Source organism: Enterococcus raffinosus (assembly GCF_018917525.1).
Taxonomy (GTDB): Bacteria; Bacillota; Bacilli; order Lactobacillales; family Enterococcaceae; genus Enterococcus_A; species Enterococcus_A raffinosus_A.
This window is the reverse complement of record NZ_JAHLOS010000017.1, coordinates 22,248-36,716: the sequence shown is the minus strand read 5'-3', so window position 1 is coordinate 36,716 and position 14,469 is coordinate 22,248. Positions and strand designations below refer to the sequence as shown.

The window sequence follows — 14,469 nt, the reverse complement described above, 5'->3', positions numbered from 1 at the left end:
ATCCTGAAAACGTTTATTCGTATACACCTTATCATATTTTAGGCATACCTGTAAACTTCTTGTGAGACACTTTCTTTGCTGGTTTTTTTTAGACGCGTTATACTTTTTAGGTAGGAAACTTACAAAATGAAAGTGAGTGAAGAAGATGACAAAAATTAATGCAGGCGTAGCAATGGTCAATGTTTTAGAAGCTTGGGGAATCGACCATATCTACGGGATTCCCGGCGGTTCATTCAACTCAACCATGGATGCATTGTATCATGAACGCGAGGCGGTAAAATATATTCAGGTCCGTCATGAAGAAGCTGGCGCTTTAGCCGCTGCGGCCGATGCAAAACTAACTGGTAAAGTAGGTGCAGTCTTTGGTTCAGCTGGCCCTGGTGCTAGTCACTTAATCAACGGACTTTACGACGCTCAAATGGATCATGTTCCAGTCTTGGCTTTATTAGGGCAAGTTGCCTCTACTGCCATGAATTACAATTCATTCCAAGAATTAAATGAGAATCCAATGTTTGCGGATGTCAGTGTCTATAACCGGACAGTGATGACACCAGAAAGCTTACCTCACGTGATCGACGAAGCAATCAAAGCTGCGTATCAGCAAAAAGGTGTTGCAGTAGTTACGATTCCCGTTGATTTTGGCTTTGCAGAAATCGAAGAAACAGAAATCGCGACGGCAAAAAATCATAAAACAGGCGTTGTTTTACCTGATGAAGCAGATTTGAAGGCCGCACTACCGTTAATCGAAGCAGCGAAACAACCGGTGCTTTACATCGGGCAAGGCGTTCGCGGCGGCTTTGATGCGATCAAAGCCTTCTCTGAGCATTTCTCAATGCCCGTTGCAGCTGCTGTTTTAGCTAAAGGGATTATTCCTGATTTATATGAAAACTTCTTAGGTTTTGCTGCTCGTGTGGCAACTAAACCGGCAAATGAAGCGTTGGCTGATGCTGACTTGATCGTCTTTGTCGGCAGTGATTTCCCATTTGGCCGATATTTCTTCAATCCAGCTGCGAAATTTATCCAAGTCGATATCGACGCCTCAAAATTTGGGCGCCGCCACAATGTTGACCAATCAGTATTAGGTGATGGTGCAACAGCTCTTCGTCGTTGGGTCGAACTTGGAACACCCCGCCCTGCTGATGCCTGGTTGAAAGCCAACCAAGAAAATATCCGCAATTGGCACGCTTGGCGCAAGAGCTTCTATAATGATGAATCAACACCGTTACGGGCAGAACCCGTTTTTAAAGAAATCAATCGCATTGCTGAACAGGATGCCGTTTATGTTGCTGACGTTGGGAATGTTACCTTGAATGCGATCCGTCATTTAGAAATGAATGGGGAACAACAATTCACGACTTCTGGTTGGTTTGCTACGATGGGCAATGGTGTTCCAGGCGGAATCGCTGCACAATTGACTTATCCAGACAAACAAGTCTTTACCTTCAGCGGCGACGGCGGCTTTGCTATGCAAATGCAAGACATCATTACACAAGTAAAATACAATTTGCCAATTATTAACGTGGTCTTTTCAAATGATGCCTTTGGTTTCATCGAAGCCGAACAAGAAGATACAGAACAACAAAAATTCGGAGTCTTTTTAGAAGGCGCTGACTTCGGTAAAGTTGGAGAAGCGCTTGGTGCTGATGGCTTCACGATTACTGAATATAGTCAATTAGAGCCTGCCTTCACTGCGGCAAAAGCCTGCAAACGTCCCGTCGTGATCGATGTTAAAATCAAAGACGAACGTCCACTACCTGTGGAAGCTCTAGAATTAGAACCAGAAAAATTCTCAGCCGAACAAATCAATGCCTTTAAAGAAAAATATCAAGTTCATGATATGCCAACACTGCGTGAACTCTTAAAATAGTAAAAAAGGTAGTGCCAAAAATTTTTGGCACTACCTTTTTTACATTCTGCGAATCGTTTGTTTCGCTTCTATTTCTAATTGCTTCGTCAATTCCGCTGCGGACAACTCTCGGTTTACCAAAGCCTGCAGAACCATTGGCAAATTGACTCCCGTCACTAAGGACTGGCGCGAATCATCCATCACACAATAGCTGGCATAGCGAAATGGCGTTCCCCCAAACATATCTACCAGCCAAACGAGCTCATCAACTTTCGTCAATAAATCGTCAGCGTAGTCTTCAATTTTTTCTTGTAGTCCTGTTGCTCCTGGTTCAATATTTAATGTTTCCACACAGCTCTGTTCGCCCAAAATAGATTCAGCCGTTTGTAACAGGCTGTCCGCTAAATGGTCGTGGGTCGCGATAATGATCCCGATCATACTGACACATCCCTTCACAGCCAAGTCTATCCTATTTTAAATCCCAAGTAAATTCTTAACGGTTGACTTGAAACTTCAGATGTTCCCCGATATAATGCAAAGAGGCCTTGCGCCAATACTGATAAAGCGAGGAAAAGCATTGATTACAGTAAGTGACGTTAGTTTACAGTTTCCTGATCGTAAACTTTTTGATGACGTAAATATTAAATTCACTCCCGGCAATTGTTACGGATTGATCGGCGCGAATGGTGCCGGCAAATCAACCTTTCTGAAGATTTTAGCAGGCGATATCCAGCCTTCTACTGGCTCTGTTACTTTAGGTCCGAACGAACGGATGGCTGTATTAAAACAGAACCATTTTGATTTTGAAGAATATACGGTTCTTGAAACAGTTATTATGGGTCATGAACGTTTATACCAAGTCATGCAGGAAAAAGACGCCGTTTATATGAAGGAAGATTTTTCTGACGAAGACGGTATTCGTGCAGCAGAACTTGAAGGCGAATTCGCTGAGCTAGATGGCTGGGAAGCCGAACCTGAAGCCGCGGTCCTCTTACAAGGACTGAACATTCCAGAAGAATTGCATCAGCAAAAAATGAGCGAATTAACGGCTGGACAAAAAATCAAAGTCCTATTAGCTCAATCACTTTTCGGCAAACCCGATGTTCTTTTACTAGATGAGCCAACGAATGGCTTAGATATCCAATCAATCAACTGGTTAGAAGAATTTCTAATTAATTTTGATAATACCGTGATCGTCGTATCCCATGACCGCCACTTCTTGAACAAAGTGTGTACTCATATGGCCGACCTAGATTTCGGGAAGATTAAATTGTATGTCGGAAACTATGACTTCTGGCTAGAATCCAGCCAGTTAGCCGCAAAATTACAATCTCAACAAAATGCGAAAAAAGAAGAACAAATCAAAGAATTGCAAGAATTTATTGCTCGTTTCAGTGCCAACGCATCGAAATCAAAACAAGCGACTTCTCGTAAGAAAATGTTGGATAAGATCACCTTAGACGATATCCAGCCTTCTTCACGCCGTTACCCATTTGTACAGTTCAAGCCAGAACGGGAAATCGGGAATGACTTGCTGCAAGTCGACAATGTCAGTGTGACAATCGATGGCAAAAAAATCTTAGATAATATCTCTTTCACCTTGAATCGTGACGATAAGGTCGCCTTCATCGCTGAAAACGACTTAGTCACAACAACGCTATTCAAAGTGATCATGGGGGACTTAGAACCCGATACAGGGACGGTTCGTTGGGGTGTAACAACCAGCCAGGCTTACTTGCCTAAAGATACGACGAAGGAATTCGACAGTGATATGCCGATCCTTGATTGGCTGCGTCAATACGCTAGCAAAGAAGAAGACGATAACACCTTCTTGCGCAGCTTCCTAGGCCGTATGCTGTTTTCTGGTGATGAAGTGATGAAGCCTGTCAATGTCTTATCTGGTGGTGAAAAGGTTCGCTGCATGCTATCGAAATTGATGCTGTCAAAATCAAACGTCTTAGTTTTGGATGATCCAACCAATCACCTAGACTTAGAATCCATCTCAGCATTGAATGAAGGTCTGATTGCGTATAAAGGTTCCCTTCTATTCGCCTCTCATGACCATCAGTTCATTCAAACGATCGCGAACCGCATTATTGCGATTTCCGAAAATGGTGTAGTTGATCGTGCAGAGACAACGTACGATGAATTCTTAGAAAATCCAGAAGTACAAAAACAATTGAGTCACCTGTATTAAAAAAAAGCATTCGCGAAATCGCGGATGCTTTTTCTATTAAGGAAGCAAATTAAATGAATTGAACGAGTTCCATCAGGATCGGAACAACGATCACAAATAATACGGTACTAGTTGTCACTAGATTTGTTGCATATTTAACATCACCGTGTGCTTCATTCGCTAAGATTGGCAAGACAGCCAACATTGGTGTTGCAGATTGCACGATCAAGGTTTGCTTCAACAATGGTGCTAGACTGGCGCCAAAAACATTTGAGCCGAGAGCGATCAAACCGATTAATACAGCAGGGGCTAAAACGAAGCGTCCCAGTAATGCTACCACCGTGTCACGATCAAAGCGGATACTCTTCAAACCAGCATCGTACAAAACGATCCCGATGTAAAGCAGTGACAGCGGAGTAACGATACTGCCGACATAGCCAAGCGTTGCATTGATAAAGCTTGGTACAGGAATCCCTATTAATAGGAAGACGATCGCTACGATAAAGCCAAGTAAAGGCGGGGGTAACAATTTCTTCCAGTTCAATTTGGCTTTATTTTCACCTTTGACTTTGGTTGGATCATCGTTGGAGATCAAGAATACCCCAAAGGCCCAAGTTGAAACGGTATTCGTCACATAATACACCAAGAAATATGGCAATGCCTTTTCACCGAACAAGGCAATATTCAAAGGCAACCCAATGAAGATCGTATTGGCATTCACCACAGCATTCATGAATATCCCGCGGCGCCCTGGCTGAATCTTCAAAATTTTAACTAGCGCATAGGCTAAGATGTAAGAAATAATGACCGCTCCAACAGGATAGATCAGACTACCGGATAGTTGGAACAAGCTTTCTTTAGTTAAGTTCTTTAATACTGATACAAAGATAGACGCTGGCAACGCCACCCGCGTAATCAATGACGAAATACTTTTGCCAAAACTATCATCAAACCAGCCTTGACGTTTCAATATATGTCCTAATGCAATCATAATAATGATGCTTAAAACACTTTGGATCGATTGAAAGAAAATCATCTTTCTTCCTTCTTTCTCTTATTAAAATTCAATCTATTGCTCTCCCACGTGTTTCCTACTCAAAGGAAACACGCAGAACAGCTCTTATTCATTACTCACTTATTCAACGTCAAGCGGTTGATATTCTGGGTACCATTTCATCTCTTCGACTGCTTGTTTGATATCTGTAATCTCTTCTTTATTCAATTGTTGATCTACGACACTTTTCACAACAACTTCAGCAATCGTTTGAGAAAATTCCGTTAATTTTGAAACTGGCGGCAATACTGCTGCACCTAGTTTGCTTGTATCAACAATTCCACCTAAAGCATGGCTCGCTTGTGACAACATTTCGCCATTGACGCGAGTTGCAGTAGAAGCAATGATACCTAGACCTAGACCTGGATACATCAAGGCATTATTTGCTTGACCGATTTGATACGTCACGCCGTTGTACTTCACGTCAGCAGCTGGAATTCCTGTCCCGATCAACGCCTTACCATCCGTCCATTTAATTAGATCTTCAGCTGTCGCTTCTGCTAATTTCGTAGGATTAGACAATGGGAAAATGATTGGCCGTTCGGTGTTAGCTGCTATTTCTCGCACGATTTCCTCAGTAAAGGCTCCCGGTTGTGTGGAAGTCCCAATAATGATCGTAGGATGAATGGCTTTAACAGCTGCGGTCAAATTCGTTAATTCGTCCGCGTTTGAAAATTCGCTGCGTTGACGAACAAAGTCTTTTTGACCAGAGGTTAAGTCCTCTGTGTCTTCAAATAGCACCCCTTGTTTGTCTACCATGTAAAAATGTTTACGAGCTTCTTCTTCTGATAACCCTTGACGTTTCATTTCATCTAACAATTGGTTGGCGATTCCAACACCAGCTGTTCCAGCACCAAAGGTCATAACTGTTTGTTTCGTCAGTTCCTCTTGCGAAATGTTTAAAGCGCCTAAAACACCGGCTAAAACAACGATCCCTGTCCCTTGAATATCATCATTGAAGGTCGTAATCTTATCTTGGTATTTTTCCAAAATAGTTGCGGCATTCGAACGACCAAAATCTTCCCAGTGCAGCAATACTTCAGGAAATAATTCTTCAACCGCTTCTACGAATTGATCAATCATTTCATAATAGTTATCGCCATAAACACGTTCATGTTTATTCCCTAGATACATTGGGTCGCTTAACAATTCTTGATTATTGGTCCCCGCATCAATCGAGACTGGCAACACTTGGGTCGGATTGATCCCTGCCGCAGCAGTGTAGACCATCAATTTGCCGATGGCGATGTCTACTCCGTTCACGCCCCAGTCGCCAATTCCTAAGATTCCCTCTGCATCTGTCACTACGATCAAGCGAATATCACGACCATTCGCAGCGTTTTTCAAACTATCTTTGATACTTTCAGGATCATCAATCGACAAGAATGCTGCATCTTGCGGTTCAACAAACAATTCGTTATATTGTTCGATTGAATCAGCCACGGTTGGATCATAAACGATCGGCATAAACTCAACAACATGCTGACCCATCAATTTATAGAAGAGAGTCCGATTAGTATTGAATATTTCCATCAAAAATAGACGCTTTTCTAAATTTGTGGTTTTGCTTTGATATTGACCGTACGTTTGTTCCGCTTGTTCTTCCAAAGTTTGAACTTTAGATGGCAACATTCCGGTCAAGCCAAATTGTTGCCGTTCTTCTTTTGTAAAAGCCGTTCCTTTATTTAAAAATGGGTTATTTAAAATTTCGTTTCCTCTCATTTGTGTTTCCCCCTTAGTTGTTTACAGTTAGGACGATACACGCTTTGATAAACTATAGTCAAAACAAAAGCTTAGAATAAATTTTATTTATATGATAGTCTAATTTCACAAGAGGAGATTATTATGAACTTTAAAGACCTAGAATATTTCCAACGCTTAGTACGCGAAAAGAGTTTTACAAAGGTTGCAAATGCCTTTCATGTCAGTCAACCAACCATTACTTACGCAGTGAAACGATTAGAAGATGAATTAGGAGCTGAACTCGTCTATCGTGACCAATCGCACAAGCAACTGATTATCACCCAATCTGGGCTGATCTTATCCCGTCACATTTCAAATATTTTAAAAGAGATTACGATCGCTGTTACCGAGATTGATCGTTTGAAGGAAGAAACCTTAGATTTTGGCTTGCCGCCGATCATCGGGAATTTTTATTTCCCAAAGCTTTCTTCCTATCTTTTCAAAAATAATTTGATGCAACACATTCACTTAGTCGATGGCGGTTCTCGGGATCTTTATGGATTATTGCGCCGCGGGAAAATTGATCTTGCCCTTCTAGGATCAACACAACCGATTCGTGACGATGAACTGACCAGTGAACTATTGATCGAAAAAAGATTTATGATCGTTGTCAGCCCGAACCACCCTTTAGCTAAACGCAAAGAGGTAACCTTCTCTGAGCTGAAGGACGAACCTTTTGTGCTATTGAATGAGCATTACGTTCATCCGACAGCCTTTAAAAAAATGGCGCAGCAGGCGCATTTCGAACCGCAAATCATCTATCAAAATAGCAACTTAAATATTTTGAAAGGCATGATCCGCGAACAGATTGGTATCGGCTTTCTAGCTGAATTGGCGGTTTCATCTGACGACCATTTAGTGATGATCCCGATTACTGACGAACCACAGCCAACGTTTATGATTTCATTGGTTCAGCGGGAACAAATTTTAGATTCAACGATTCGTGGGCAATTAATCGAATTAATCCGCGACTTCAGTCAACAAAGAGAGCAGTAGCTAGCTCACAAGTAAGGGAGAATTTTTCTGACGTAAAAATTCTGGGGAGTTTCGTACGCTCACGATTCTGCTAAACTACCTGTCCTTTATATTCCCAAAAAGAAATGATTATCTACTCATGTTTACTAAACTGAGAAAAGCATAACTCGCAAAAAAAACGAGGAAATCTGATAGATTTCCTCGTTTTTCATTAATTTAAGTTCGTTTTTCGCCGCGAGTAAAGACTGCGATACAGCCAAGCCCCGTATGACTGGCGATTGTTGTCCCTAATGGAAAGATTCGAACCTCTTTCGGTTGAATACTTTCCTCTAAATGACGTTTTACTTCTTCTGCGCCTTCTTGGTCAGCGCTGGTTGTGATAAAGATTGTTTGATTCGCTGGATCTGTCGTTGCCGCACTAATTTTATCGGCGACTAGCTGCAACGCTTTTTTACGTCCGCGAATTTTTTCAACATTTTGTAACTTGCCCTCTACATCCACTGTGATGATTGGCTTGATATTCATTAACCCACCAATTGCAGCACTGGTTTTTGAGATGCGTCCGCCACGTTGTAAGTGATTTAAATCATCAACCGTCACCCAATGATGATAGGTTAACTTATTTTCTTCCAACCACTGATGCAAGTCTTTTAGTGACATTCCAGCTTGTTGCTTCTGAGCAGCCTCATAGACCATTAGTCCTTCACCGCCACTTGCCGCTAAGGAATCCACTACGTAGACTTCCGCATCTGGTAGGTCTTCTTTTAAGAGCTCAACAGCCTGCATCGCACTTTGATACGAACCGCTCATTCCAGAAGAAAAGCAGATATATAAAATTGGAATATTTTTCTCCGCATAGCCGCGGAAAAATTCTACATAACGACCAACATTTACTTGTGACGTTGTGGGCATCGCGCCATCTTTGATTCGTTGATAAAAATCATCGATCTTAAAACTGCGGCCCAAGTCATCAGCGAACTCTGTTCCATCTATTGAAACATACATTGAAATAAAATCCACGTTGTTTTCTTCTAGTATTTCATAAGGCACATCGCAACATGAATCTGTCAGAATCTGATACATTTTAAAATCCTCCAAACACCCGCTTAGTAGTAAATCCATTTTACTAGATAATTGGTTGCTTGTCTCACAATAAGTTAGATTTGCGCCCAAACACTTTCCATAATATTCGTTTGTGTCCGATCTGGTCCTACAGAGAACGTAGAAATACGTACACCGACAAGCTCTGAAACACGACGAACATAGTTCCGAGCATTTTCTGGCAAGTCTGCTAGATCCCGACAGCCAGTAATATCTTCACTCCAACCAGGTAGTTCTTCATAGACTGGTTTGCAGCGATTTAATTCCTTCAAGCTTGCTGGATAATGATAAATCAATTCTCCATCTAGCTCATAAGCCGTACAAATCTTGACCGTTTCCAATCCGCTCAACACATCGATTGAGTTCAAAGATAGATTGGTAATCCCAGAAACGCGTTTTGAGTGACGCATAACTACAGAGTCAAACCAGCCAACCCGACGTGGACGGCCAGTTGTTGTTCCATATTCACGACCAACTTCGCGGATCTGATCGCCTACTTCATCAAATAGTTCCGTTGGGAAAGGTCCATCACCAACGCGTGACGTATAAGCTTTACATACCCCTACGACTTTATCGATCTTAGATGGTCCAACACCGCTACCGATCGTGACACCGCCGGCAACCGGATTAGAAGAGGTAACAAATGGATAAGTTCCTTGATCAATATCCAGCATCACACCTTGCGCGCCTTCAAATAGGACACGTTTACCTTGATCCAACGCATCGTTTAAGATCACGGATGTATCCGTTACATATTGTTTAATTTGTTGACCATATTCATAATACTCTTCAAAAATATCATCAAAGCTCATCGCCTCGTCATCAAACATTTTGACGAATTGACGATTCTTTTCTTCCAAGTTGATCATCAAGCGTTCTTCAAAAATTTCTTTATCCAATAAATCAGCCACGCGAATACCGACACGAGCTGCCTTATCCATGTAAGCAGGTCCGATCCCTTTGATGGTCGTACCGATTTTATTTTCACCCTTTGCATCTTCCTGCAATTGGTCCAACTTGATATGGTATGGCAAGATGACATGTGCGCGATCAGAGATACGTAAGTTATCCGTCGTGACGCCGCGTTCATGTAAGTACGCCAACTCCGTAACCAATGACTTCGGATTGACTACCACACCATTTCCAATAACGCTGATTTTTTCTTTGTAGAAAATCCCAGAAGGAATCAAGTGTAATTTATATGTTTCATTGTCAAATTTGATTGTATGACCTGCATTGTCTCCACCTTGGTAACGAGCAATGACTTCCGCATTCTCACTTAAAAAATCTGTGATCTTTCCTTTACCTTCATCGCCCCACTGCGTCCCTACAACTACTACAGATGACATCTGAACACCTCATTTTATTTTATTTAATCCTGAACCATTGTAACAAGAATAGCGCTATACTTCAATGAAAATTCGAATATTAAAAAATAAAGATTATAAAAACACGGTAAATCACGAACATTATTTTTCAATAATCATAAAATCAATACAAATTTCGAATACTAAAAAAAACTCGCAAAAAAGCGCAAGTTCAAGACCTGCGCTAGAAATCTTCTCTCGGTGACAAGGAAGAGAATTTATTGTATTCCTTAATAAAGAGCAGTTCTACGGTTCCTCGTGCCCCGCTCCGGTTTTTCTCAATAATTACTTCGATCACGTTACGGTTGGCTAGTGATTCTTCCTCTTCTTCACCTTCACGATCATAATAATCATCACGATATAAGAAGGCGACAATATCAGCATCTTGCTCGATTGATCCTGATTCACGGATATCACTCAACACCGGACGCTTGTCTTGCCGTTGTTCAACTCCACGAGAAAGCTGTGACAAAGCAATGATTGGTACTTTTAACTCTTTTGCTAATTTTTTCAATTGTCGTGAAATTTCAGAAACCTCTTGTTGGCGATTTTCTCGTCCAGTCCCTTCGATCAATTGCAGATAGTCAATTAGGATCAAGCCAAGATTTCCTTTTTCCTTGGCTAATTTGTGACATTTTGCTCGAATCTCAGACACTTTGATTCCGGGAGTATCATCAATAAAGATATTCGCACGAGACAGGCTTCCCATTGCAACGATCAGGTTTTGCCATTCTTCTTCAGACAACTGCCCCGTTCGTAAGTGACTCGCTTCAATTGATCCTTCTGCACACAGCATCCGGTTTACTAAGGATTCAGCCCCCATTTCCAAACTGAAAATAGCGACTGATTTATCAGTTTTGGTTCCAACATTTTGGGCAATATTCAAAGCAAAAGCTGTTTTACCTACCGCCGGACGAGCGGCTAAGATGATCAATTCCTCTGATTGCAGGCCGGCAGTCATTTTATCTAATGCCGCATAGCCCGTTGGCAAACCAGTAATTTCTTCATCATTTCTAGCCAATTGGTCGATATTTTCAATCGCCGTATTCAAGACCTCACTGATGGTCAAAAAACCGCTCTTATTGCGTCGTTCTGATACTTCCATGATATTACGTTCGGCAGCATCTAAAATCGTCTGTACGTCGTCTCCTTGCTCAAAGCCTTCGGTCACGATGTTCGTAGCCGTTTGAATCAGATTTCGCAATAGAGACTTTTCTTCCACGATTTTGGCGTAATAGCCTACGTTAGCCGCTGTCGGAACGCTCAAAGCAAGTTCAGATAAGTAACTTAAACCGCCAGCATCTTCCAGCTGGTTTTGTTGTTCTAGTAATTCTTTGACCGTCACTACATCGATTGCTTCATTGCGATCGTTCAGTTGAATCATTGCTCGAAAAATCAGTTGATGACCGCGACGATAAAAGTCTTCTGGAACTATGTACTCCATGGCCGTAATCAAAGCATCAGTCTCCAAAAAAATAGAGCCTAAAGTCGCTTGTTCGGCTTCAATACTTTGGGGTGGCACACGATCTTGTAACATTTCGCTCATGTCTGTTTACGCTCCTCTTCGTCCATCTATTTTACAAAATCTGCTCACTAAATACAACAAAGAGTATGAGAGATCCTCTTAATTTCAAGAACTCCCATACTCTCTTGTCATTATTCCCTTTAAATAGCTTATTCTTCCACTACATGTACTTTAATGATTCCTTCAACCTCTGTATGAAGTTTTACCGGAACTTTCGTATAGCCCAAAGTCCGAATCGGATTCTCCAATTCGATCTTGCGTTTATCAATTTTCAAATCATATTGTTTTTTCAAACCCTCAGCGATTTGTTTAGAAGGAATCGAGCCAAACAAGCGCCCATCTTCGCCGCCCTTAGCTTTGATTTCTACCACCGTTTCTTCTTTTGCTAAAAAGTCCGCCAATTTTTTTGCTTCAGCTAAAACTTCTGCCGCCTTTTTATCCTGAGCCTTCTTTTGCCCACTTAATTCAGAGATACTGCTTTTAGTCGCTTCTTTTGCTAGGTTATTCTTTAATAAATAATTTTGTGCGTATCCTGTTGGGACTTCCTTGATATCGCCCTTTTTACCTTTGCCTTTAACATCTTGTAAAAAAATTACTTTCATTCTTCTGTCCCCTCCGTTAACTGTTTATTAATGGCATCCAATAATTGTTCTTTCGCTTCAGAAATCGTACTATTCGATAATTGAGTAGCAGCATTTGTAAAATGCCCACCACCGCCTAGTGCTTCCATTACTGTTTGGACATTAATCGTCCCAGAACTTCTGGCACTGATAGCAACTACGCCATCGGTTCTTTTGATAATTACGAAAGCCGCATTGATATCCACCATTGATAACAGAGTATCCGCGGTCTTGGCTGCCGTTACACTATCATACTCATGGTCATCAGTCCCAGTAGCGACAACGATATCATCTCTAACATAATCGCTCTCACCAACAAGCTTACTAATTTCCAAATAGGATTGGATATCGGTGCTCAATAGATATTGTACTAAAGAAGCATCCGCTCCACAAGTCTTTAAATAACTAGCAACATCGAAAGTTCGAGCCGTCGTTCGAACAGCAAAATTCTTAGTATCTACCGTAATACCAGCTAACAACAATGTCGCAGCCATCTTACTCATTCTTTGTCGTTCATTACTCTCAAATTGGATCAGCTCTGTAACTAACTCCGATGCTGAAGAAGCTGAAGATTCGATATATGTTAACAATGACTTCTCTGGAAATTCCTCGCCTCTTCGATGATGATCGATAATGACGATATTTTCAAACTGATCATATAAATCCTGATCAATCGACAATGATGGTCGATGGTAATCTACCATTACCAATAAATCACCAGCTTTGCGTTGCTTTTTAGCTGCATCTGGCGAAATCAGTAAACCTTCCAACTCGCCATTTTTGTGAATTTCTGTTAAACAACGTTCTACATCTGGAATTGTTTCATCCTCATTAATAACGATTTGAACTTTTTTATCATGATAGCGAGCTAAACAAGCAACACCAAACGCAGAACCGATCGCGTCCATATCTGGAAAGCGATGCCCCATTACAAATACATTGCCTGTTTGATTAAACACATTCTTCAAGGCCGTTGACATTGCTCGTGAACGCACGCGTGTCCGCTTCGCAGCACTTGCAGAGTTACCGCCATAAAAAACCGGCTTTTGGCCTTCTCCAGCATTTTTAACCACCACTTGATCCCCACCACGAACCAATGCAATATCCAAATTATTTTGAGCCTCATCACCAATAACTTCCAGTGATTCCGTGCCATAGCTGATTCCCATGCTGACAGTAATCAACATGTCTTGTTTTTCAGCCGAAACACGGATATGCTCTAGCAAATCAAAATTATTCTCGATCATTTTTTCTAAATCATCATAGCGAGCAAACAGAAAAAAGCGCTCTTCATTTACTCGTTTATAGAAAATCCGATAGGAATCCATCCAATCAGAAATAATCGTTGTAATGAAAGAATTCAGATTAGAAATTTCCTTATCATCCCGACGATCAATTACATCATCATAATTGTCTACGGAAAGAATTCCAACTACTGCTTGCTGTTGTTTTTCTTTATTCTCTAAGGCATATTCCTTTGTGATATCAATTAAATAAGCAATGTGTTTCTCTTGGTTTAAATCAAAATGATAGAGAATATTGTCTATTTTATAAATGCTCTTGCCTTTTTCAGCCCGCTGCAGCAATTCATTGACCATATCTTGCTGATCTTCTTTTGTTAAATGCTTAATTTTTTCTGTAATCGCTGGATTTGACCAAATGAAGGTATTGTCATTATCCCAAGTAATGATTCCTACAGGCATGTCATCAGATACATACTCTAACGCCTCTTCAGCATGTCTAGAGGCATCCTGAATCTTCTGTTGATTGGAAATCTCAGTCTGTTTACGCAGAGCAAGCATATAAACCCATAGTAAAAGATCGATTAATATAACAATTACTGCTGTCAAAACATTGAACGGTAATGCGAAAATTGCGGCTAACTGAATCAGTAGTAAACAGAACAAGAAAAAGGACCATTTTATTCTAGGATTCCTTTTCATTTAGAACCTCCTAATTCATTTTACCTATTCATTCTAAGTCCCAACAAGTAGAAATGAACAGTCTAACAGTATAATTTTATCACAATCCTCCTCGACAGGCGACTCTCCTGAATGTTTCA

The 14,469-nt window shown here is 41.1% G+C and carries 11 protein-coding genes; 3 read left to right on the top strand and 8 right to left on the bottom strand.

All coding sequences use genetic code 11. The features are described from left to right. The first annotated feature begins 145 nt into the window (after positions 1-145). On the top strand, positions 146-1,867 hold the full coding sequence (gene spxB / locus KQI58_RS11970) for a pyruvate oxidase (RefSeq protein WP_216409327.1): 1,722 nt from the start codon (positions 146-148) through the stop codon (positions 1,865-1,867). 39 nt (positions 1,868-1,906) lie between these two features. Here spxB and KQI58_RS11965 read toward each other — a convergent pair whose 3' ends face one another. Beyond that, positions 1,907-2,284, bottom strand: a complete 378-nt coding sequence (locus KQI58_RS11965; RefSeq protein WP_253295919.1) for a PTS sugar transporter subunit IIA — start codon at positions 2,282-2,284, stop codon at positions 1,907-1,909. Positions 2,285-2,423: 139 nt separating this feature from the next. Between KQI58_RS11965 and KQI58_RS11960 the strand changes: the two genes are divergently transcribed. Then, positions 2,424-4,043 carry an ABC-F family ATP-binding cassette domain-containing protein gene (locus KQI58_RS11960; RefSeq protein ID WP_216409325.1) on the top strand — a complete coding sequence of 540 codons (1,620 nt, stop codon included), beginning with the start codon at positions 2,424-2,426 and terminating at the stop codon, positions 4,041-4,043. A gap of 49 nt (positions 4,044-4,092) precedes the next feature. Here the strand turns inward: KQI58_RS11960 and KQI58_RS11955 are convergent, their stop codons facing one another. Continuing rightward, a complete protein-coding gene (locus KQI58_RS11955) occupies positions 4,093-5,058 on the bottom strand; it encodes an AEC family transporter (protein ID WP_216409324.1) in 966 nt (321 codons plus the stop codon). Between the two features lie 99 nt (positions 5,059-5,157). Then, a complete protein-coding gene (locus KQI58_RS11950) occupies positions 5,158-6,798 on the bottom strand; it encodes a malolactic enzyme (RefSeq protein ID WP_216409323.1) in 1,641 nt (546 codons plus the stop codon). A gap of 123 nt (positions 6,799-6,921) precedes the next feature. Here KQI58_RS11950 and KQI58_RS11945 point away from each other — a divergent pair, with 123 nt between their 5' ends. Further along, positions 6,922-7,815 carry a LysR family transcriptional regulator gene (locus KQI58_RS11945; RefSeq protein ID WP_216409322.1) on the top strand — a complete coding sequence of 298 codons (894 nt, stop codon included), beginning with the start codon at positions 6,922-6,924 and terminating at the stop codon, positions 7,813-7,815. Between the two features lie 195 nt (positions 7,816-8,010). Here the strand turns inward: KQI58_RS11945 and KQI58_RS11940 are convergent, their stop codons facing one another. The 5 genes from KQI58_RS11940 to KQI58_RS11920 form a co-directional block, all read right to left on the bottom strand. Beyond that, positions 8,011-8,877 carry a DegV family protein gene (locus KQI58_RS11940; protein ID WP_216409321.1) on the bottom strand — a complete coding sequence of 289 codons (867 nt, stop codon included), beginning with the start codon at positions 8,875-8,877 and terminating at the stop codon, positions 8,011-8,013. A gap of 74 nt (positions 8,878-8,951) precedes the next feature. Then, positions 8,952-10,244 carry an adenylosuccinate synthase gene (locus KQI58_RS11935; RefSeq protein ID WP_216409320.1) on the bottom strand — a complete coding sequence of 431 codons (1,293 nt, stop codon included), beginning with the start codon at positions 10,242-10,244 and terminating at the stop codon, positions 8,952-8,954. A 202-nt stretch (positions 10,245-10,446) separates the two neighbouring features. After that, positions 10,447-11,808: a replicative DNA helicase gene (gene dnaB / locus KQI58_RS11930; protein ID WP_216409319.1), complete on the bottom strand. Its 1,362-nt coding sequence runs from the start codon at positions 11,806-11,808 to the stop codon at positions 10,447-10,449. 128 nt (positions 11,809-11,936) lie between these two features. Further along, positions 11,937-12,389, bottom strand: a complete 453-nt coding sequence (gene rplI / locus KQI58_RS11925) for a 50S ribosomal protein L9 (protein WP_216409318.1) — start codon at positions 12,387-12,389, stop codon at positions 11,937-11,939. Further along, the gene (locus tag KQI58_RS11920) at positions 12,386-14,350 is read right to left on the bottom strand and encodes a DHH family phosphoesterase (protein ID WP_216409317.1); all 1,965 of its coding nucleotides are present in this window, start codon (positions 14,348-14,350) and stop codon (positions 12,386-12,388) included. Before KQI58_RS11920 ends, rplI begins: the two co-directional genes overlap by 4 nt. Positions 14,351-14,469: the final 119 nt, after the last annotated feature.